This is a genomic window from Alicyclobacillus acidoterrestris, from assembly GCF_022674245.1.
Taxonomy (GTDB): Bacteria; Bacillota; Bacilli; order Alicyclobacillales; family Alicyclobacillaceae; genus Alicyclobacillus; species Alicyclobacillus acidoterrestris.
Map to the genome: position 1 here is coordinate 4,135,916 of NZ_CP080467.1, position 20,405 is coordinate 4,156,320.

General features: G+C 50.5%; 19 protein-coding genes. 2 read left to right on the plus strand and 17 right to left on the minus strand.

Features of this window, described 5'->3' with window-relative positions; translation table 11 throughout:
- Positions 1-304: 304 nt before the first annotated feature.
- Entirely contained in the window at positions 305-1,069 is a 765-nt protein-coding gene (locus tag K1I37_RS20420; RefSeq protein WP_021295145.1) for an SDR family NAD(P)-dependent oxidoreductase, read from the minus strand.
- A 108-nt stretch (positions 1,070-1,177) separates the two neighbouring features.
- Here K1I37_RS20420 and K1I37_RS20425 point away from each other — a divergent pair, with 108 nt between their 5' ends.
- Positions 1,178-1,582: a MerR family transcriptional regulator gene (locus tag K1I37_RS20425; RefSeq protein WP_021295144.1), complete on the plus strand. Its 405-nt coding sequence runs from the start codon at positions 1,178-1,180 to the stop codon at positions 1,580-1,582.
- 160 nt (positions 1,583-1,742) lie between these two features.
- Here the strand turns inward: K1I37_RS20425 and K1I37_RS20430 are convergent, their stop codons facing one another.
- From K1I37_RS20430 to K1I37_RS20475, 10 genes are all read right to left on the minus strand, one after another.
- The gene (locus K1I37_RS20430) at positions 1,743-2,108 is read right to left on the minus strand and encodes a Na-translocating system protein MpsC family protein (RefSeq protein WP_021295143.1); all 366 of its coding nucleotides are present in this window, start codon (positions 2,106-2,108) and stop codon (positions 1,743-1,745) included.
- Between the two features lie 7 nt (positions 2,109-2,115).
- A complete protein-coding gene (locus K1I37_RS20435) occupies positions 2,116-4,707 on the minus strand; it encodes a DUF2309 domain-containing protein (protein WP_081653945.1) in 2,592 nt (863 codons plus the stop codon).
- Between the two features lie 36 nt (positions 4,708-4,743).
- Positions 4,744-6,249 carry an NADH dehydrogenase subunit 5 gene (locus tag K1I37_RS20440; protein WP_021295141.1) on the minus strand — a complete coding sequence of 502 codons (1,506 nt, stop codon included), beginning with the start codon at positions 6,247-6,249 and terminating at the stop codon, positions 4,744-4,746.
- 321 nt (positions 6,250-6,570) lie between these two features.
- Positions 6,571-7,101 carry a VC0807 family protein gene (locus tag K1I37_RS20445; RefSeq protein WP_322790884.1) on the minus strand — a complete coding sequence of 177 codons (531 nt, stop codon included), beginning with the start codon at positions 7,099-7,101 and terminating at the stop codon, positions 6,571-6,573.
- A gap of 112 nt (positions 7,102-7,213) precedes the next feature.
- Positions 7,214-8,806, minus strand: a complete 1,593-nt coding sequence (tnpC, locus tag K1I37_RS20450; RefSeq protein ID WP_146824594.1) for an IS66 family transposase — start codon at positions 8,804-8,806, stop codon at positions 7,214-7,216.
- Positions 8,807-8,891: 85 nt separating this feature from the next.
- Positions 8,892-9,251: an IS66 family insertion sequence element accessory protein TnpB gene (gene tnpB / locus K1I37_RS20455; RefSeq protein ID WP_021295101.1), complete on the minus strand. Its 360-nt coding sequence runs from the start codon at positions 9,249-9,251 to the stop codon at positions 8,892-8,894.
- Positions 9,245-9,571, minus strand: coding sequence for an IS66 family insertion sequence element accessory protein TnpA (gene tnpA / locus K1I37_RS20460; protein WP_021295100.1), 327 nt, complete (start codon positions 9,569-9,571; stop codon positions 9,245-9,247). The genes tnpB and tnpA overlap by 7 nt, the downstream gene beginning before the upstream one ends.
- A gap of 93 nt (positions 9,572-9,664) precedes the next feature.
- Positions 9,665-10,465 (minus strand): IS21-like element helper ATPase IstB, encoded by an 801-nt coding sequence (istB, locus tag K1I37_RS20465; protein ID WP_242215957.1) that lies wholly within the window; start codon positions 10,463-10,465, stop codon positions 9,665-9,667.
- Positions 10,462-11,691, minus strand: a complete 1,230-nt coding sequence (gene istA / locus K1I37_RS20470; protein ID WP_242215958.1) for an IS21 family transposase — start codon at positions 11,689-11,691, stop codon at positions 10,462-10,464. Before istA ends, istB begins: the two co-directional genes overlap by 4 nt.
- A 1,314-nt stretch (positions 11,692-13,005) precedes the next feature.
- The gene (locus K1I37_RS20475; RefSeq protein ID WP_021295118.1) at positions 13,006-14,193 is read right to left on the minus strand and encodes an acyltransferase; all 1,188 of its coding nucleotides are present in this window, start codon (positions 14,191-14,193) and stop codon (positions 13,006-13,008) included.
- Between the two features lie 198 nt (positions 14,194-14,391).
- Between K1I37_RS20475 and K1I37_RS20480 the strand changes: the two genes are divergently transcribed.
- Positions 14,392-14,676, plus strand: a complete 285-nt coding sequence (locus K1I37_RS20480; protein WP_021295117.1) for a putative quinol monooxygenase — start codon at positions 14,392-14,394, stop codon at positions 14,674-14,676.
- 99 nt (positions 14,677-14,775) lie between these two features.
- Here the strand turns inward: K1I37_RS20480 and K1I37_RS20485 are convergent, their stop codons facing one another.
- The 6 genes from K1I37_RS20485 to K1I37_RS20510 form a co-directional block, all read right to left on the minus strand.
- A complete protein-coding gene (locus K1I37_RS20485; RefSeq protein ID WP_021295116.1) occupies positions 14,776-15,801 on the minus strand; it encodes a FecCD family ABC transporter permease in 1,026 nt (341 codons plus the stop codon).
- Positions 15,801-16,841, minus strand: coding sequence for a FecCD family ABC transporter permease (locus K1I37_RS20490; protein WP_021295115.1), 1,041 nt, complete (start codon positions 16,839-16,841; stop codon positions 15,801-15,803). The genes K1I37_RS20485 and K1I37_RS20490 overlap by 1 nt, the downstream gene beginning before the upstream one ends.
- A 13-nt stretch (positions 16,842-16,854) precedes the next feature.
- Positions 16,855-17,331 carry a (2Fe-2S)-binding protein gene (locus K1I37_RS20495; RefSeq protein ID WP_021295114.1) on the minus strand — a complete coding sequence of 159 codons (477 nt, stop codon included), beginning with the start codon at positions 17,329-17,331 and terminating at the stop codon, positions 16,855-16,857.
- Positions 17,332-17,479: 148 nt separating this feature from the next.
- Positions 17,480-18,655, minus strand: coding sequence for an IS110 family RNA-guided transposase (locus K1I37_RS20500; protein ID WP_021294825.1), 1,176 nt, complete (start codon positions 18,653-18,655; stop codon positions 17,480-17,482).
- Between the two features lie 231 nt (positions 18,656-18,886).
- Entirely contained in the window at positions 18,887-19,195 is a 309-nt protein-coding gene (locus K1I37_RS20505; RefSeq protein WP_021297091.1) for a hypothetical protein, read from the minus strand.
- A gap of 42 nt (positions 19,196-19,237) precedes the next feature.
- On the minus strand, positions 19,238-20,218 hold the full coding sequence (locus tag K1I37_RS20510; RefSeq protein ID WP_021297090.1) for an ABC transporter substrate-binding protein: 981 nt from the start codon (positions 20,216-20,218) through the stop codon (positions 19,238-19,240).
- Between the last annotated feature and the right edge of the window lie 187 nt (positions 20,219-20,405).

A 20,405-nucleotide genomic window follows, 5' to 3' on the forward strand; every position in this document is an offset into this window, starting at 1 on the left:
CCCTCCAAGCCAACTGTAAAATCGCGCCCCAATCCTCGATTTCAATGTTGATATGTCATTTACAAGCCCAAAAGGTATCATTATACATTTCTTAAAATAGGTATGAACTCCTCCTGCCCGTCACCGTAATATTTCAAGTTAGACCGCATCAGCGATTGACCACACAAAAAGCAGGTCCCACTTCAGGGGGACCTGCACCACAACCTCCGTTAACTTCCGATGGCTTACCCGATTTTTGCATGGCAAAGCTGCCACTTTAGACAATCCATCACATCAATTGCCACATGGCAATGAAATGCTTCGCTCAGAGGAGCATACCGCCGGACGCCTCAATGCGTTGTCCATTTACCCAACCCATTTCGTCGGTGCACAAAGACGCGACCACGCCACCGATGTCGTCGGGCTCCCCAACTCTGCCTAGTGCTATTTGCGATCCGATAAACCGATTCAAATCCGGATTGTCCCTGACCGCACCATCTTGAAAGTCCGTAGCAATCGCACCAGGCGCAATTGCATTGACCCGAATGCCCCTGCTACCCCACTCTTTGGCCATATACCTCGTCAGGACTTCGATGGCGCCTTTCATAGCCGCATAAGCGCCATACCCCGCCAACGTAAACCTCGCTAAACCAGTCGAAACGTTGATGACTCTTCCGTTGTCCGCAATGCGAGGAAGCAACTTTTGTGTCAAGAAAAACACGCCCTTTAAATGCACATTCATCAGGCTGTCGAATTGCTCCTCCGTAGTCTCCGCAAGCGAACTGTGTATTCCAAATCCCGCATTGTTAATCAGTGCGTAAATCTGTTCTGTATTCCACTTTTCTTTCAGCACATCGGTCAATCGCAAGATGAATGCATCAAAAGAGGCAACGTCACCCGCATCAAATTGCAGCGCCGCAGCTTTTTGGCCGTTCCCCTCAATTTCCTTAACCACGGATTCAGCTTCATCTTTTCGTGAGTGGTAAGTGACAATCACGTCAAAGCCTTTTTTAGACAGGGCAATAGCCGAATTCCTACCGAGCCCACGGCTGCCGCCAGTTACCAACGCAATTTTTTGTGCTTGTTCCATCGTCATATTCTCCCCTTCACCAATCATCAGCCACTTGCTAACTCGAAAGCTGTGGTCTATGGTTAGAGTAGTACTTCGAGTTAACTCTAAGTCAAGTGGGGGAGCAAAATGAATTATTCCATTCATGAGGTCGCTGAAAAATTCGGACTGTCTGCACACACGCTGCGTTATTACGACAAAGAAGGGCTGTTGCCGTTTATCTCAAGAAACAAGTCAGGGAATCGGACGTTCACCGAGTTAGATCTGAACTGGTTAGCCATGATCTGTTGCCTCAAAAACACTGGAATGCCCATAAAAGACATCAAACAGTACAGTGCTTGGTGTAAACAAGGCATCGAAACAATCGACGAGCGAAAGGAACTGCTTCAAGAACACCGCAAGCAAGTTGTGAAGCAAATTGAAGAGTTACAGAAAAACCTTGAGCTTATCGACTCAAAAATTGCTACCTACGAAAATCCGGAACTAGCCCGTCAATTAGATGAGCAACTGGAAAGGGCCAGAAGCACGGTTTGATGTTTAGGGGTGAGATCCACACGCACCCTAAATTTCAACATCAAACTCGGAGACATAAACGCCTGTTCCCGCAATTTCTATATCCGTGCCATCGGAGATTCAGCTACAATTCTGCGCATCCGTGACTTGACCGCCTCGAAGTTTGAGACGGCCCGTTTTTTTATGAAAAAGTGCTTGATAAATCGCTTGAAAGCCGAAAAACCATAATCCGCTCTCCCGTACGCGTGCTAATATCGGTGTGAAAGCTCACCACCTCAAAACCAGTAATGTTAAGAATCATGTCCTTTAAATCCTCAACACCTGATTCCACCAAACTGGTTCTAATGTTTTTTATCGACATCAACCCCTCCTTATCCTTACAAAGAGAATATTCCGCAGGCGTTAAGACACCGCGTAAAGTGACAATGATCATATCCCGTAAAATATCCGATTTCACCTGAAGAGACCCACGCCCAAGATAATCTTTCTCCCATTGCGTTAAAGCTCTGCTGATTTCGGACTCAATTGTACCTTTTGATTTCGTCATAAACTCCCTACCTTGTGCGCTCATAGTTGGGCCAAATCACCCATCGTCCTGCCGGGTTAACGACCGCCAGCCGGATCCACCCATTTTGAACTTTTTGTCGGAACGCAGCATCATGCTCCATCAGTCGATCCACATATTCATTCGGCGCTTCAATAACCACCAATAACCGTAAGGGAGCATGGTAAAACTCTTCGTCAGATTTCATAACGGATTGCCAAGGAAGCCCAAACAATAAATCACTTGCGTTCCCCTGCATCACACCCACCCCCGCTGTCACGGTCTGTGTGGCTTTGTTTCCACTTCCGAAATAGTGGGGTGCAACGGTCGACGCATAATACTGTAGGTTTATCCATTGCGCCACTGTCGCCGGTCCAGCGATAATATTCGAGAGCAGAGCACCGTCATAATCATCTTGCCAGTGATAAGTGTGCAAGAAGACTCTCCCGTCCAAATTACACTCCCTCGTGAGTCGGCGAGTGCCAATCACAAATGCGGCGTTGCGCGCGAGTCCCCATTCCGGGCGTATCTCACTCCAATCTTCCGCTAAACGTTGTACTTCTTGCTTCGGTTTTTTTACGTGAACACCGTGATGAGGCAATTGCGCTAATTGCTCTGCGTTGACGTGTGCACTGACCTCTGGCAATGCCGCCCGAATTCGATCAAACGCTTCTTGTGCCGCCTCCGAAAGTTTAGGGACGTACAGCCAGCGCAGTTCATTGGTCGTCGTGATATGCTCAGCGGCTACAAATATCGTATCTTCTGGAATAACGATGCCCTCATGTTCAAGGGCTTCCCGCACTCGTGCCTGGTTACACAGGGTTGCCAATACGCGCGCATTGAAAGCACCTGACGCCCCGCCACAAGCGCCGCAGTCTAACGAAGCGGCATACGGGTTGTTCGTGCTTTGACTACCATGCCCACAAATAACGACTAATGGGGCAAAGTTCTCAGTCAAACCCATCATTTTGAGTGCCTGCCGTACATAATATACTTTCTGCTCTTCAGAAAAACCAACCGGTAATCCCGATTCCATGCGCTCGAAGTCAAGCGAAAGTCCCGTAGAAGGTTTTCGCAACCATTCCTGTCCCAGCTTCCCAAGGGCACGACCGGCCCGACGCGGGAAAAAGCTACGGGCCAACATCTGCATACTAAGCCACGGACCGCTAACCTCTGGCAACAGTAAGCTCGTCAAGAGGTTTTGCTTCATCGTTTGAAACGTTTGCTTCACAGAATTTACGGCTCGTAGGCGTTGTTGATATGACTCAAAATCGCCCTGAGAGGCAACTTCCTTGATTTGATATTGCGGTTTAAGTATCGCCGGTAAGGATGCGTGACTGTGTTTATGGCCAAGTTCACACGTCTCAATTGGTAACCCGAAAAAACCGGCAACACCAAACGTCTCAAAAGGCCCTGCTTTTTCAAAGGCACGACGAAAGGGCTCTGAACGTGTATCAATACAAAAGGCCAATTGAGCTAAAACAGACTGTTGTTCATGGGCTATCGACCGTTTCGAGAGAATCATTTCTTGTAATCGTTCTTCGTAGGTTTCTTCCCATGCCTCCAGCCAAAGCTGACGACGAACCAAATCGTCAAAACGATAGGCAAGCGTCAGGCGCGCTTTTTGCTCCGCAGCGGATAATTGCAGCCAAGATTCAACCCGAAAATCCCCCCAATGCGCCCACGCGGCAATCAATCGAGTCAGCAATGCTTGCTCTTCGGATTGTTGTTCCGGTAAAGGCAGGAAAGATTCCATCAACGCCCATTCCATAGAAATTCGGACAGCCAAATACTCTGTTAGCGTTTGTTGCGAGTGCCACAACATCATTCCCGCCCAACCGGGCAAAGACAGTAAATGCGCCTCGAGGTATTCCTGAACTTGAGACGGAGGAATATGTAGGGCTGCTAATGCTTCCCTTAACGCATCAGTCGCCTCTGACGGCCAACCTTTCAGGAGCTGACGTTGTGAGCGGTTCAGTGCGGGATCGTATTGTACAAGACGGTGCCACGCCTGATAGAAACCTTCCGAGCGGTTTGGCAGTGACCAAGCAGCGTGGGATCCACCAATGTACAATTTGCACCACTTAATCAAATGGCGATTCAGATCATGCTCCACCTCTACACCACGCTGCTGCTGCAAACGAAAACTCAATGTTTGTAGCGAGCGACGCTTCATCTCAGGCAACCCGAGATGATTCAATTTCGTTGCGAGACGCTTTACACGTGCTTCTGCCAATAACTTGGCAGGCAGGTCATCCAACTGAAGCGCAGCACGACAGAACCGTTCCGCAACATCGCGCGGCAATTTTAGAGCTTGTGTATCAAGCCAACGTTGTAACCCTTTATCGAGAAACTTCGAATCAATTTCACCTTGATTCTTCGCATCTAGCAGTAACGAGGCGCTCGGATACATATCTACGTCACGAATCTCTTTGAGCCACCGTGCAACTTGCTCAAACGACTGTGCTTCAAGCCCTGCCCAAGGACTACGCGCCACGAAAGATTCAATCGGCCCCAGCGGCACGATGACCCGACTGGCAGAACGCACTACATCATCTATGTCATCGGTGAAACTATCATGAAAAACATCCGATGCTGACATTTGCTGCTGTAATGTTAATGTTCCATCCAACGCGCTTTACCTCCTTGAGTACAGCCTAGTTGCAAGATACTTTGGATGGCTTTCGACCGAGTCGCGATGAGGCTCGCCCAATCGTACCAGCCAAAGATATACTACGGAGAAGAACGTAGAAGATGGATGGCGCGACAACCACGCACCTATCACACTGCTGGTCAAAAGAACGAATAAAACCAAACAGACAGCGAATGGATGCGGTTGGATTGCTTGGGGAACGGTGCCGTGCAACAGAACATAGAAGATGGCAAGAATCAGGCCAAACACGATTAACGATCCCGCCAACAGAACGATTCCCACCGTACGCCCAATACGCCCTAGCCCCAAGGTCACGAGGTGTGACCACGCAAACGCCACAGACCATCCCAGGAGTAAAGCGCTAATCATATCAAAACCTCTACCTTCGACCATTCGCCAAAAACCAATCCCCACAAAAAGACCTAAAACCGGCCCTGCAAACCTCAATAAAAGTGATGGTTTTGGCGTTGTCGTCGCATCCGCTGGCTCATTGTGATGTACCGCAGATCCGGCTTGTAAGAAAAGAGCAGACTTGAATAGGCCATGTAACACCGCGTGAATAATGGCTGCTAAATAGGCTCCTAAGGCGCATTGAATCAACATGAACCCCATCTGCGCAATTGTTGAACCCACTAACTGGCGCTTGTAATCCACTTGAACCAAAATCGTTCCGGTCCCAAGCAATACCGAGATACTGGCGATTACAATCAAAAGGATTTGAGCCAAATCGCCGGTAAAAACGGGCGCGAACCGCGTCAAGATAATTCCACCCGCGTTGACGACACCCGCATGCATGACGGCTGACACAGGCGTCGGTGCGACGACCGAGTCCAACAACCAGCGCTGAAAAGGGTATTGTGCAGCTAGAATTGCCACTGCAATCACCAATAACAGGGGTATGCCTACCCTCTCCCATGAACCAAGTTGTGCGATGTTGCCTTTGACAAGCGCAAGTGAGAACTGCCAGTGTCCCGTAACCAGGGCAAGCCAGGTCATCGCGATCGCCAAAACCATCCAACTCAGTACAAATAGTCGGCCAGTACGCACAGCCGCAGTTCGCGCAATTCGCCACTCCCGATTCAACCCGATAAGCATTGTCAGCCCAAGGAGCGTAGCCCCCCAACAGACAAGCAAAAGGCGGAGATCATTGCTTAACCAAGCAAGCGAAGCGGAACACGTCGTGAGTGTCAACAAAGTAAAATATCCTCGATAATTTCGATCCCCAAGCAATTGGCGGATCGAATAGCGCTGTACGACTGAACCGATTGTAAGGACGAATAACGTTGTCAACCAAGCTAAGGGATCAAGGTGCCAAGGACCAAAGATCCGATTCGTACTTGTCGTCACAAGATTCAGTAGTGCAATCAGCGGTGGCAGCACGCTAATACCAACGTGAATTCGAACAAAGCCCAAGGAAACACGTGGATGCAATATGACAGCTGCGCTGAACATCAAAATCGTAAGAGATAAGAAAAATGCTGTGACGAGCATCCCGCACCTCCTGTCAACCGGATAAAACCGACATCAAATTCATTTTTTCAACAAAAAAACCGACAACCTCAAAATGCACGGCCCTTTCGCAACCGTTGCATTTCGAAAATTGTCGGTTTACTGTCAACTAACCCAAAATGGTTTTTTGAAAGTCTACCTAGATGATTAAATTTGTTCAATTTGAATAGTGCCTTTAACATCCTACCCGTAAAAAAATACTCCGTCAAGTTCGGATGTATGCCTCAATCCGGATTCAGTGATTCTGCGCGTCGATCCAAAAGTCATCCCCGCAGAAGTCCCCAGTGAATTGGATTTGAGCACTCACAGCTTTCGCACCGCCATTTTTCTATACCAATGTGTCCATGCAATTGCTACCCCAATAGTCCCATACGTAATACACGGAGAGACAATCAAAAATTCCGTTGGGGAAATGGCGTAGACGAGGATGGCTCCAAGCAGTGCCCCACTAAGTAGCGCGCTTCCCCACACTACCGTTAATATCCGCAATCTGCGTCGGAAATCGTAATGATTCCACAGGGAAGAAAAATGGTTACGCCCTTCTTCGGATGAATTAAATCGAATCGCAAAGTAGTAAATCAACGGCCTTGGGAACAACAAGGATACCAAGAACGTCAGTCCAAGCACCCCTGTGACGAACGATCCACGCAATAACAGTAACTGTTCACTACCGTGCATAAGCAATATACCTAACTCCAGTAAAAAACCGAACATGGCAAATATGGCTAAGATGTCTGCTTGGCGTTGCTTTACAACAGTCCATAAGTTGTAAAGTATGGGTATGGCAGTGGCAATGGCGAGTGCCAGTATATTTGATAACTGGTGCTTTAACATTGTATATAAGTAAGCGTCAAATCCTCCACACACTTGACTTCGCTGGTTGTAGCAATAATAATGACAATCGATAAAATTCCCCGCCTGAATGTCAGACGGGGAATCACGTGTTTTATGATTTGCCTTTAGGTGCACGTACTTCCTCAGGCAATCGCGGTGACCAAGGTAGGAACTGATCTAACGAGTCATTATCGTTGATGTCGATGTTGGGCAATTGCTCAAATAGATATCTGAGATACGCAAACGGGTTGAGGCGATTCTCTTTCGCCGTCTCCACCAAACTGTAGGTAATCGCACTGGCCTTCGCCCCGCGCGGCGTATTACTGAACAACCACGCCTTTCGACCGATCACAAAGGGTTTAATCGACCGTTCACTTCGGTTGTTATCCAACTCCAGATTCCCGTCTTCCAAGAAAACAACGAGCTTGCTCCATTGATTGATGCAATACGTAATCGCTTTGCCTAAAGCGCTCTTTGGCAACACGAGTGCGCTCTGCTCATGAAGCCATGCTGAAAAAGCGTCAAGCACTGGTCGACTTTGCTTTTCCCGTCCTGCTCGGCGTTCTTCTGCAGTGGCGTTTTTTAGCCCGCGCTCAATTTTGAATAACTCGTTGCAATATTGAAGCCCGCTCCTTGCGGTTGAAGGCTTCTTCTGCTCGGCCGCCGGTAGCGTCTGCAGTGCGTCATTGAAGCCGCGACGGGCATGCGACCAACACCCAACCAGTGTGGCGTTCTCCAGGTCGTGGTAACCGGGATATCCATCTACGTGAAGATACCCCTTGAACCCTTGAAGAAACTTCTTCGGATGCTCCTTCGACCGAGTTTCTTGATAGTCGTACAGAACAATTGGTGGCCCATCACGCCCGCTTCGGTACAGCCACATATATGATTTCGAATCGGCCGCCCGCCCTGGCTCGTGCAGCACTTGCAGTGTCGTCTCATCTGCGTGTAAGTAACGCTGGGTAAGTAGTTCCTCATGGAGCCTTTCGAATATGGGGCTGAGCCAACGCGTGGCTCCGGCCACCACCCAATTTGCCATGGTCTGGCGAGAGATGGCTAAGCCCTGTCGGGTAAACTGCTGTTCCTGCCGATACAAGGGCATACCTTCTACAAACTTCTTGTTCATGATATAAGCCACCATGGATGGGGACGCCAAACTCCCCGGAAACGCTGGGCGTGGCGTGCTCGCCTTGACCACGGGAGGATGAATTTCAACCTTCTCACACGGTCGGCAGCCGTAGACATATTGCACACGCTCAACGACGACCGTTTGCGCCGGAATATGCTTAAGTTCTCGGCGTATCTCTGCGCTCATTTCGTGCATGAGTCCACCACAACACGGACAAACACGTTCCTCTTCCGATAAGCGATACTCTATCCGCTCAACAGGGAGGTGCGCCAGCATAGCTGCCCGCTGTCCAGGTTGCTTCTTACGCTGTTTTTGCGTCGCGTTTTCAACCGATGGCTCTTCTGCCTCGGGTTCTTCATCCGATGCCACTTCGGCCTCATTGAACAACCGCATCTGGTCAGCATCTGACTGCTCACTGGACATTCCGAAACGCTTTTGCCGATCCAGACGCCGTTGCTCAAGCAGCAGGTTCACTTGCTGTTTCAACTCGGCGTTCTCTTGCTCCAAGGACACGCAGCGTCGTTGTAAAACTTCTATTTGTTCGATGGTTTCTACCGATGTATTTTCCATACCCATTTCTTCGACACGCATGCCCGAAATCCTTGTCGTATCAAGATTTTCAATGATTTCCTCCATCGCATCCATAGCTGCTTCTGGACACTCAAACGACCGTTTGTGCCACCACCTTTGGATGGGCTTTCTGCTGGTTGAGGGACAATCCGTCCAGCAACCAATTCAACTCTCGGTGGCTAATGACAACCGTCTTATCCTCGGCCGAATTGGGCCACTCAAACCGGCCTCGTTCCAATCGTCGATAGAATAGCCAGAACCCGTTATGCTGCCAGCATAGAATTTTGAGCTTATCCCGTTGACGGTTACAAAAGACGAACAAACACGGAGAGAACGGGTCCAACTGAAATTGTGCTTGTACCAACGCAGCTAATCCGTCGATGCTCTTACGCATATCCGTGACACCGCACGCTAGATAGACTCGCTGCTCTGGACCGATGTTGCTCAGCATGAACCTACGAGCGTCCTGATTAGGTCGAGCAACAATTGGGCGTCATATCCCGGATGCACTTCAATCGCGGCTGCTCCGACTCGAACCAGCAAGGGAGTGTTCGTAACCGAAAGAGATTCCCGAATTTGCACTGGTAGAAAGTCAGGCGAAGAGGAAGGAGTTGAGGTGAGTTCACGAAAACGGCGCACCCAGTACCAGAGTTGATGTTCCTTGATACCATGGTCGGCACACCACGCTGCGCCACTTTGTCCGCTGTTGTGGAACGCGGTCACACACTCCTGCCAAGTTTCTCGCAACTGTGCCAAATTTGCTTTTGTCATGACCATGACCTCCTGAAAGGTTTTAACTACATTCTTTCAGGGTTTGCCCAGCCTCGCTAGGTGGGGAGAATTTGACGCTTACCTCCTCGACCGCTATTGGGACACTCGCTCAGGTGTGCGCGCGGTGAGCGTTGCCGTGGATATGTTGCAGTTTACGAACGCCTTCATCCGGTAACTATTCCCGCGTATGTTGACCGTTGTCGCGTGGTGAAGCAAGCGATCAAGTAAAGCCGACGCCAACACCTGATCCCCAAACATGGCCCCCCAGTTGGTGAAACTTGTATTGGACGTGATAATCATCGCCCCTTGTTCATACCGCTCCGAGACCAGACGAAAGAAGTTTGCTGCATCCAGCGCGTCCAGTGGCAGATAACCAACCTCGTCGCAGATGAGGAGTTTCGGTTGGATGTACACCTTCAATCGCTTCTCTAAGCGGCCCTCCTGATGCGCTTTTCGTAAATCGGCGACCAACCGCTGCATGGTGACGAAATACACACTCATTCGGTTTTGCAAGGCCTCCATCCCCAGTGCGACAGCCAAATGTGTCTTTCCTACGCCAGGCGGACCGAGGAGAATGACGTTGTTGCGTTCCTCCACGAACGACAGTTGTGCTAATTCCCTGATTTGTCGTTCGTCGATGGACGGCTGAAACGTAAAATCGAAGTCTGCCAACGTCTTGTGATACGGGAAGTGTGCTAGGCTGAGGCGAGTATGGAGGTAGCGGTTGAACCGCTCCTCCGTCTCTGCCTCTAACAGACGAGACAGAAACTCGACATACGTCGCCTGTTTTCCCGCAGCCCACTCCAGGCTGGCTGGGAGAATCGACGCGGCCTTCTTTAACCCCAGTTCCAACAAAGATTCTTCCGTCTTGGCCAATAACAATGCTTCGCTCATTGCAATTGCCCTCCTGACGTGATTTGCTCATATACGTCCAGATCCCGTTGTTCCACGTCGGGTTCGACTTGAAGACCAGCGACTTTGCCCCGTGAATGCCTCGGCGTATCCATGGGGATACCTTTTACGTGCTCAGGGTTGATGGAGACTTGATGCTTGTCCACGAGACTATGCTCGGCGATAACCTGACCGCCATATTCAATTTGTAGACGGCCCGTTTCAAACGTGCGAACTAGAACATTTTTTCCCACGTACTGCCACGGCACAGAATACAGGCTGGCATTCCATGAGATTCGACAGTCGTTGAGGACCTTACGCAATGCGCTATACGCCAACAGATACCGATGTTTCGGCAGCCTCTGCAGTTTTTCGTCAGGGAACCGAGACTGCGGCCGCTCATGCGTTGTCCCATGGATGCGGATGTTGGCAACGGTATCTCTCCATATGACTGCCTGCTGATTGACATCTGCCAAGTCCACAAACGCGGTCGGCCAAAAGCTGTCGCGGATATAACGAATCGGGCGCTCAATTTTTCCTTTCGTACGACTGCGATAGGGTTTGCAGGCCTTGGGAACAAACCCATAATACTTGGCGAAATCCAAATAAGCCGGCTGCCATTCTACGTGCCCATGTCCGTCGTTAGATAGAACAAGTGGTGCACAGTTGTCACTGAGAATGGTCTTTGGCACCCCGTCAAAAAACTCAAGCGCATTGCGCAGGGCTTGTAGGATATGCAGTTGGTCTGACGCTTTGATAAACTCCAAATAGAGCATCCGGGAGTAGGATAGAACCATGGCAAAACACCATAACGTGCGCCGATTCTCCTCGGCGTCGATATACGGGAATGCACCTAGGTCGATCTGGGCCTGTTCACCAGGGCCTGTTTCGAACCGAACCGTTGCCTTGGCAGAGACAGCGGGGCGAAGCGGGTGCATAAACTCACGAAGAACCGTGATTCCACCCGTGTATCCCTGCTCCCGAATCTCTCGTAAAATCCGCTCCGCGTTCAGGACACCAAAACGCATCCGCTGTTCTACATACGGCTTATAGGGCTCCAACTTACTGCCTTTTCGTTTGGTTCCAGCTAAAGGCTTCTTTCCATCCTCCTGCTCTTGGACGACCTTTCGAATTGTCTTACGGTCATGTCCAGTTCTTCGAGAGAGTTCAGAGATACTCACGCCTTCCTGATACATCCTTCTGACTTCCATTTTTTCACTCTCCGTCATCGTGGCACCTCCCACAACGATGTGAACAGTGCCGTAAATTCGACAAAGGGTGGGGAATTCATCCCGATGATTTTGGGGAATTGAATCCGTTATTTTTGGGGAATTGTATTCCGCTGTTATTGGGGATTTTACAGCCGATGTTGACACGTACTGCCCGGAATGTCATAATCGCACTGGCTAACCTCCTTCAGAAACGCACTTAATTCACCTGGGTGTCAGGGGCGTCTGTCGACTCACGACGGGCGCAATCAGGCTGTACCGAAAGACTGCAATTTTCTCCCTCAAAACCGGTTCCATTTCACAACTCCTCCTCAAATCTCGAGATGATTCCATTCTCGGAGAGAGTGGAGATGGGTTCCATAGACACATTTTGTGGGGGACTTCAATCATTAAATATTTCGCCCAGCGTTGCTATCCGGAATAGGGCATGGAGTAGACGAATGCTCACGCACGTTGACGTCACTTGCCTCCAAGTCTGCCGGAACAGCGCAAATTGCGTTGCGGGGTGGTCGCGACCGCGGGGAATCCGTAAGAAGGGATTCAGTTGAATAACGTATGACCAAAATCGGGGTTCGAGGTCGTTCATCCACGCACGCCACTTCTTTGTCCACCGCCACACCGTGCGGGGTGACAGCGGGCCTGTGGGTGGAAGGATCATTTTACCCACTTGTTCACATGAACAGGCTTCATCCACGGCTTGCAGTACATCTTCCTGGACATCCCACGTACACCGTTCGTACCGACCAATAAAGGTGGGTACGACACTCACTGTCCTCAGACAGATTGGACACCGAAATCGATAGGCAGGGATAACAGTTTCACTGTCCTGGCACCAGACGAACCGTTTGAAGGAACCATGCCGATTCATCGGTCGCTCGGCATGACAGTGGCAACACGATTGGGGACGTATGGCGGAGAGATCTCCCTGCTCGCAAAAATCAAGATAGGACTGGACATCTTGGAATGACTTCATATACGATAAGTGCGCATGGTAATTGCATATGGAACGCGTTTACACGTGTTCCACGGGGAGAAGAGAGATGAGGGCTGCAACCCTGTGAAGTCTCTCTTCTTTTATGCGCTCCTCCTATGATTGTCGGTATAATCAGGAGAATCATACGACAATCCTCGACAAGATGCTATGCCACCTTAGGCGGCACGATGCAGCCCATCTGCCGACAAGCAGTGTGAGCGGCTACACCATCGGATGCACTCGCGGAACTCCTTGCCAAGTTGCTGCTTGAAAAACCAGGCATCCTCCTTGTTGAATCGACCCTCGCGCAGTCCACCCAAATGGGTGGCTGCGCTACGCGATTACATCGAACTTTGCACCTGTCCCAGTCGTCGTTGCGAAAAGCGCGCCTTGCGCCCCACCACGTAAGAGAGAATAGGAATTTTACCGAGCCAATGCGCGATAAACATCGCCGAAAAGTAGACAAACAAGATCGACAACGGCAGTAGACTAAAGTACAACCAATTGGGAATGCCCAGGTTTTTGATATGATGTACCGTCCACTCCATGTAATACAGCGGAAATGGCTGCAACAAAAAGATTCCAAATGAAGCGTTGGCCGCGACCTTGACGAACCAACTGAACGAACGCCATCCCGGACGCTCACGCCGGCGTGCCCACTGGACGCCCGCGTACCACATGTTAGCAGCCGCCAGCAAACTATACGGAATCATAATCGGCTGCAGCACCAACTCAGCGAGACTCTCCGGCTCGCCAAGAACCAGGCGGTCAAACAGATAATGTCCCCACAAGACGATGAGGCCCACCACAAGAGCGATGCGGAGTGCGCGAACATGGTGGTCGAAAAAGCCCCGAATTCGTTCGTAGTGACAAGCAATTATGCCACCTGCGATAAACCAGAACTGATACGTCAAAATAAATCTATCGCGGTATTTATCTATCTCTGCCAAAACATATGGCAGATTGGAATAACTCATCCCTTGAAGAACAAACTTGTTCAACGCCATCAAACCCAATTGAATCACAAAGCTGCCGATGAAAATGTGGAGGTGGTAGCGCTCGAATTTGCGCAACCCATATAAAAGCAGTGGAAACACCACATACAATTGCATCGATACGACCACGTAATACAAGAAGTATTGGTCACCTGTCATGAGCGAGTGTTTGATTCCAGCAAGTAGCGATAGCAAAGACCAATTGAAATCAGGATCTAACATGCCCTTAAAGACGATATAGGCGATTGTCCAAACGACATATGGAATCACAATGAGTAGAAATCGCTTTTTCCAGAAGGTCACGACGGACATCGGCCGCCGATAATAGGTGATAAATAAAACAAGTCCTGTAATAAACATAAACGCCTCGCGCGTGTAATGCAGCGAGGTGATCAGTGCACCTAGCGTCAGTGCAGTTGCACCCGCGTCGGCATGAATTAAATCGCTAAAAAATGACGTCGTGTGTACGGATAGCACACTCAGCATAATAAATGCGCGCATCAAGTCTATCTCGTACAGATATTTTTTTGCCACCAATCTGCCTCCTTTGCCCGGTATCTACATACGCTCTGACCCTGCTCCCCAAGAACCATCCTAGCGGTACAATGTTGAAGAGAGATTGAAACCATGGGAAGTATACGCACAGTGCTTCATGTGGGATGCTGGATAAGTAGCAATAGAATTGCGAAAATGGTACATGCTGCAGTGTATCAAACATTCGGAGGGACATCTATGATCATCGTTCATGCACGTGTTCAATGCAAGCCTGATAAACGTGAGGCGTTGCTATCTCTAGTCAAAGGGCTAATCGAAGCCACCCGCACCGAAAACGGATGCCTGAGTTATCGGTTCTACGAAGATACCGAAGTACAAAACGACTTCCTCTTCGTCGAACAATGGGAAACCAAGGAACACCTCGACACCCACTCAAAGCAGCCCGCTTTTATGAAATTCCAGGAGCAAGCGCCAGCGCTCATCACGTCGCTTGACATCCAGTCATACGAAGTTCATTCATAAGTTCATTTGCTAGGCAGTAACAGTGAGCGTGCGGCGGGTGCTAGAACGCTGCCAACCAGCCAACCCCGTCAAAGACGACAACAGGGTTGGCTGAGCACGCTATTTCCAGCGAACGAGCAGGTACAGGAAATACGGTGCGCCAATCACCGCCACGACGATTCCTGTCGGAATTTCCGTAGGCTGTAAGACCCACTTTGCCAACATGTCGGCCAAAATGACCAGTAAAGCACCTGTCAATGCCGACGCAGGCACCAAAAACTCATATTTCGTGCCCACCAACCGCCGCGCTAAATGGGGCCCCACCAGGCCGACAAACGAGATAGCGCCACCCACGGCCACAGAAGCCCCTGCAAGTGCGACCGCGACGCCTAAGAGCAGTCGCTTTTCCCGCTCAACCGGGGCACCCAGACTTGTCGCGAGCTGATCACCCAGGCTTAGCACATTCAACACGCGCGATTTATAGAGGGTAAACGCCAATAAGCCGATAATCCACGGCAATAAAGCGAGTACGTACGTCCAATCCGTCCCGACAATACTCCCGGCCAGCCACGTGGCGACAAACTGAAAGTTCTGCGGGTCTAACAGCATTTCGAGCACCATCATCGCGGCATTAATAGCTGCGGCAATCGCAATGCCCACCAGTACGACACGCGTCGGGGATAATCCCTCACGGCGTTTCGCGGCGAGCGCGTAAATCAGCATGGCCGTCAGCAGCGCGCCAAAGAACGCCAAAAACGGCAACGCAAAGGTGCTTTGCACGTTGGGAAAAAACAGCGTATATAAAATGACAACAAGCCCTGCCCCCGAATTGATGCCGAGGATGCCGGGATCAGACAGCGGATTATGCGTAACCGCCTGCAAAATGCACCCGGATACCGCCAAGCCCGCTCCTATCAAAATTGTGATAACAATGCGCGGCAGGCGAAAATCAAAAAGCGTCAACTGGTCTTTGGCTGTTCCTTCTCCGAATACCGTCCGAATGACTTCCCCCGGCGCCATCCGAATAGGACCCGTGTCCATACTGATAATGAAGACAATCATGATGAGCACGCTGACAACGAGCATCACCGTGATCGCCCGGGTCACTCGTTTGTGTGTCATCCCATCTGCGGTGGACATCTGCATCACAGTCCCCTCCTGTCACGCCGCGCCAGGTAGAGAAAGAATGGGACACCGACCAACGCAATCACAGCGCCGAGCGGCACCTCGTAAGGAGGATGAATCATCCGGGCGCCGATATCCGACAGCACGATGAGCAAACTCCCAAGCACCGCAGCACACGGGATAATCAATCGATAATCGACACCGACGAAGTAACGCGCAATATGCGGTACGACGAGACCGACAAATCCAATCGGACCGGCTATCGTCACCGAAGCGCCCGCCAGGATGAGCACAAGACACGTACATACCAGTTTCACCATGTTCGTGCGCTGACCGAGCGCAGTAGCCACCTCCTCGCCAAGGCTCAGCACCGTCACAGATTTAGAGACGACCATGGCGCCGATGAGGCCGACTATCACACATGGAATCAACCATTCAACCTGTACCCAGTTGGTACCAGACATCCCGCCCGCAAGCCAATACGTGAGATCCTGACTCAGTCCACCATACAGCGCGATGCCTTGGCTCAGTGCGACTAACAACGCACTGATGGCCGCCCCCGCAAGCGTCAACCTTACGGCGGTCAAGCCGCCTCGCGACAACGCGCCTAATCCATAGACAAGCACTGCGCCGATGCCTGCGCCAGCAAACGATAACAGCAGTAAATAGGCAAATGAAAGTTTGGGAAACAACGCAAAGGAAAGGGCTAACATAAATTCCGATCCGCCATTGATCCCTAACAACCCGGGATCAGCCAAGGGATTACGCGTCATTCCCTGCATCAGCGCGCCTGCCACGGCGAGTGCCGCACCGACGAACACGCCCGCGACTGCACGCGGGAGGCGGAGGTAGTGTATCACCTGATCTTGCGTCTCTTGTGCGTGAAAATGAAAAACGGCGCCCCATACTGTCGACAGCGGTATCATATCCGCCCCAACAGAAATAGACACCGCGAAGGATACAACAAGCACAACCAGTCCACCAACGAGGACAAGCATTGCAATCAAAGGTCTGGACACAGCCTGGGGCTGATTGTTTATCACTTTGGCGCTATCGTTCATGGTCACGTCCGTCCTATATATTGGTCTGGTGGCAATTGGCGGATCGAAAAGCTTCCCTCCGCTCCGCGCGCTCTGTCTCCGTCAATCGCGGGCACGTATAACAGTAATCAATACCCTCTAAACGATAGTTCATGCAGCACGTCGGTTGTAGATAGACCTGCTTTTTTGGATCTTCCATACTCTCCACAGTCTTCCACCGGATGGCAAACGGATTCCGCTTGCGGCCAAATACGCGCGGGTCCACCCCGGAGATGAGATACTGGTAATCCGCCTCGATTCGCTGTTCCGCACCACCGTCTATCTCCTTGCTGACGACATCGATAAACCACATCAACTTGGGAGGGAATTGCCCCCAAAGTTGGCCTGCCCCGATACCTGCCTGCTCAGCCAATCTGTCGATAACCGGACGCACCGTATCTCCGTAGAACGCGGCGAACGCGCGCTCACGCCAAACATTGCGCTGCGCGCCATCTGCAGGTGCGCGCGTCACGATATCCCGATGAACCTTAAAGACCAGCTATCTAATGTCAAGCACTCAATTGAGTTCTAAGAACAATGAAGGGAAGTGATTTTTGGACGCATCTATATAAGCCTGTCAGAAGCAGACTTGATGTGAATATTCAGACGGGACGTTCGGTTTACGCGATTGGCTCGTATGGCTTTTTATCCCGTAAGACGGCATGAATGATGTATGTCAATTTACGCGCCACGGCGCCGGTTGCAGCTAAATGGTGTTTCCCTTGAGCCCGCTTCTGTTCGTAAAAATCTCTGAGAATTGGACTGTGTACCTTCGCGACACTTGCGGCAAGCCAGATGGCTCGGCGCAAATAAGGTGAGCCACGTTTGGACATTCGGTTGCGCGTTCCGGTGAATTCTCCTGAATGACGCACTGTAGGGTCAATTCCGGCGAATGCAACGAGCTTTACGCCAGTTGGAAATCGGGCTATATCGCCAATTTCACCGAGAATGGCAGCAGCCAAGACGGGACCTATACCTGGAATTGTGACAAGGTTGGTATCCACGGCTTCGAGACGCTTTTTGATCTCACTGTTCAGTGAATCCAATTGCTCCTCTGTGAAGCGAATCTGCTGGAGAAGCAGGCGCAATTGCAGTCGATACGCGTCCAGTGCTGTGTCGATGCCGAACGACGCAGCAGCGGCAGATTTGAGTTCTTCCGCTTTGTCCAGTCCGAGACGGTTCCGACTATGTTTGGCAATGAAGGCCGCCAGTTCTTCTGTATCTACGGCAAGGATCTCTTCCGGTGTTGTGTATTCCATCAATAATTCGGAGGACGTCTTACCAAATAGGTCTGAGAAGAGTCGCTCGTATTCGGGAAACAGCATATCTAGCACGCTGATGACCTGTCGCTTTAGGTCTGAAATTGAGTCTACCAGACTGAATCGGAATCGGCTCAATTGACGCAAGGCAACAATTTCATCACTGCCGAGTTCTGTCGTACTGTATCGTCCAAAGCGCAACACTTCAGCAATGATGAATGCATCCTTCGTGTCATTCTTGGTTTGTCGAATGTACATGTTTCGAAAGGCATCCGACTGAATGGGGTTGATGACACGCACCCGTATGCCATGTTTACGGAGAAACGAGTGTAGAGCCAACCAGTAGTGACCAGTGGCCTCCATTGCGACTTCTGTGGATGACAAATCGTGATCGACATTCTGCATCCACTGAATGAGCTTCTGGCCTCCAGCCTGAGTATTTGGGAAGCGCAAAGTCTTGCCTTGGCTCTGCCCAGTTGAATCGATCATGCAGGCTTCATGATTACGCTTAGCAATATCAATACCAACAAAATACATTGCACGTACCTCCAAATGGGTCGGATCCGCACAACCTTGCGATCTACAACCTAGTTTGAGATTCGGAGATAGGGTATAAACCCTTCAACATCCAGCTCATTCGTAACGCTCGCAAGGCGGGGACTACACTCTTTAAGTCGAGAACCAATGGTCCCAAGGAGAGGTTCGTAGTACCCCGACCACTACGAGAATTTTATCTCAAAACTCTTTGGAGTACGTGACATCAATATACTAGGAGAAAAACGTATAGTCCCCCACAGGATAAGCCTGAATCGTCAAATTCCCCGGCGACAAATCGACGGCACTATTGTCAACGGAGACGAAGTACTGAAATCCAGCAGCGACCAGGGAGAACCACTTGCAGAATGCGACAGCGGGCACATGCTTATCCGTCGTGCCAATCTGTGATTGATACATTTCCAGAAAGCGTAGCATCTGATGTTGGTCAGATACCAGGTCATTGACTCGAACTTCATATGAGACATTCTCCTGATCTTTCGTCGTCAGTCGAAAGTACTGTTCTGCTTCCTCGAATCGCATCCATCCACACCCTCTCCCCGGTCCCCGGCAGGTTCTCACGGCTTAATTCGCCAGGTCTTTGACCACTTCATCAATCGTCAATTCATTGGCAATCACACCATTGTTAATCCAGTTCCCATAATTCACGGTGTAGACATGTCCCTGTTTCACCGCCGGAAGTCCCTTCCATACTGGATTACTAGTCAAGGCGTGTTCTTCCGTATCACTGTCGTTGCCCGTCACCATGAAGATATAGTCGGCGTTGAGTTTGGGGAGCTCTTCAAAGGAGATTGAATCCCAACCCTTGGCAATCGATGGCGCCGTCAATCCCAAATCACCGTATACCTCTTGACCCGCGAAGGTCCCAGGTCCAATCAAAAACAATTGCTTACCCGACGGCTCAATAATAGCCACCGTCTTATTGCCAACCGCGGGCTGCAGTTTTGCTTTGGCCTTGGCCACCTTTTTGTCATAAGTCGCCAATAACGATTTCGCCTTATCCGACTGGTTCAACATATCCCCCAGTGTCAGTAGCGTTTGTCGCCAAGGGGCGGTAGATCCGCTTTTCACATTAAACACGTAGGTCGGGGCAATCTTCGAATACTGCTCATACTTCCCATTTTGCGCGAGCCCAGCCGCAAACAGCAAAATCAAGTCCGGATTCATACTTAGCACCTGCTCGGGATCTAAGCCGTTCCCATAGAGGTCAATGTGTGGTAAGCCCTTCAACCACTTCTGCAAATAATCATCCACCACATTGCCGCTGGAGTATTGTCCGACCAGCCGCTTGCTATCGCCAAGCGCAACTAATGGATCTTCCAACGCGGGTGCCCAAATTCGCTGTGGGTCAGCCGGAATGGTCACCTTATGCCCCAATCCGTCCGTCATCACACGCGGCGCAGCTTTGGCGTCCCCCACAGAATTTTGTGTGCCCGTCGTGGACGAATTCGACGAATTGGTTGCGGCAGTACCACAGCCCACCATCCCCGCTATCGACAAAGCCACTGCACCAGCTACTATAAACGGCTTGAACGCCTTCATCATATCGCGATACACTCCCCATCTTGACCCTTCACGTGGTGTAATGTTGACAGCTCTAGTCAACATTACGAGGCCTATTATAGTGTTTGATATCTCTAATAGCAATGATTAGCTGCAACTAACCCACGTGAAAGAGCTGGATCGTGATCCAGAAAGGCAGCCAAAACAAGGCGCAATGACAGCGGCCAAG

Coding starts and splice junctions, on each gene's coding strand:
- K1I37_RS20420 (WP_021295145.1), bottom strand. CDS start 1,069: ATGGAACAAGCACAAAAAATTGCGTTGGTAACTGGCGGCAGCCGTGGG.
- K1I37_RS20425 (WP_021295144.1), top strand. CDS start 1,178: ATGAATTATTCCATTCATGAGGTCGCTGAAAAATTCGGACTGTCTGCA.
- K1I37_RS20430 (WP_021295143.1), bottom strand. CDS start 2,108: ATGACGAAATCAAAAGGTACAATTGAGTCCGAAATCAGCAGAGCTTTA.
- K1I37_RS20435 (WP_081653945.1), bottom strand. CDS start 4,707: ATGTCAGCATCGGATGTTTTTCATGATAGTTTCACCGATGACATAGAT.
- K1I37_RS20440 (WP_021295141.1), bottom strand. CDS start 6,249: ATGCTCGTCACAGCATTTTTCTTATCTCTTACGATTTTGATGTTCAGC.
- K1I37_RS20445 (WP_322790884.1), bottom strand. CDS start 7,101: ATGTTAAAGCACCAGTTATCAAATATACTGGCACTCGCCATTGCCACT.
- tnpC (WP_146824594.1), bottom strand. CDS start 8,806: ATGGGTATGGAAAATACATCGGTAGAAACCATCGAACAAATAGAAGTT.
- tnpB (WP_021295101.1), bottom strand. CDS start 9,251: ATGCTGAGCAACATCGGTCCAGAGCAGCGAGTCTATCTAGCGTGCGGT.
- tnpA (WP_021295100.1), bottom strand. CDS start 9,571: ATGACAAAAGCAAATTTGGCACAGTTGCGAGAAACTTGGCAGGAGTGT.
- istB (WP_242215957.1), bottom strand. CDS start 10,465: ATGAGCGAAGCATTGTTATTGGCCAAGACGGAAGAATCTTTGTTGGAA.
- istA (WP_242215958.1), bottom strand. CDS start 11,691: ATGACGGAGAGTGAAAAAATGGAAGTCAGAAGGATGTATCAGGAAGGC.
- K1I37_RS20480 (WP_021295117.1), top strand. CDS start 14,392: ATGATCATCGTTCATGCACGTGTTCAATGCAAGCCTGATAAACGTGAG.
- K1I37_RS20485 (WP_021295116.1), bottom strand. CDS start 15,801: ATGCAGATGTCCACCGCAGATGGGATGACACACAAACGAGTGACCCGG.
- K1I37_RS20490 (WP_021295115.1), bottom strand. CDS start 16,841: ATGAACGATAGCGCCAAAGTGATAAACAATCAGCCCCAGGCTGTGTCC.
- K1I37_RS20500 (WP_021294825.1), bottom strand. CDS start 18,655: ATGTATTTTGTTGGTATTGATATTGCTAAGCGTAATCATGAAGCCTGC.
- K1I37_RS20505 (WP_021297091.1), bottom strand. CDS start 19,195: ATGCGATTCGAGGAAGCAGAACAGTACTTTCGACTGACGACGAAAGAT.
- K1I37_RS20510 (WP_021297090.1), bottom strand. CDS start 20,218: ATGATGAAGGCGTTCAAGCCGTTTATAGTAGCTGGTGCAGTGGCTTTG.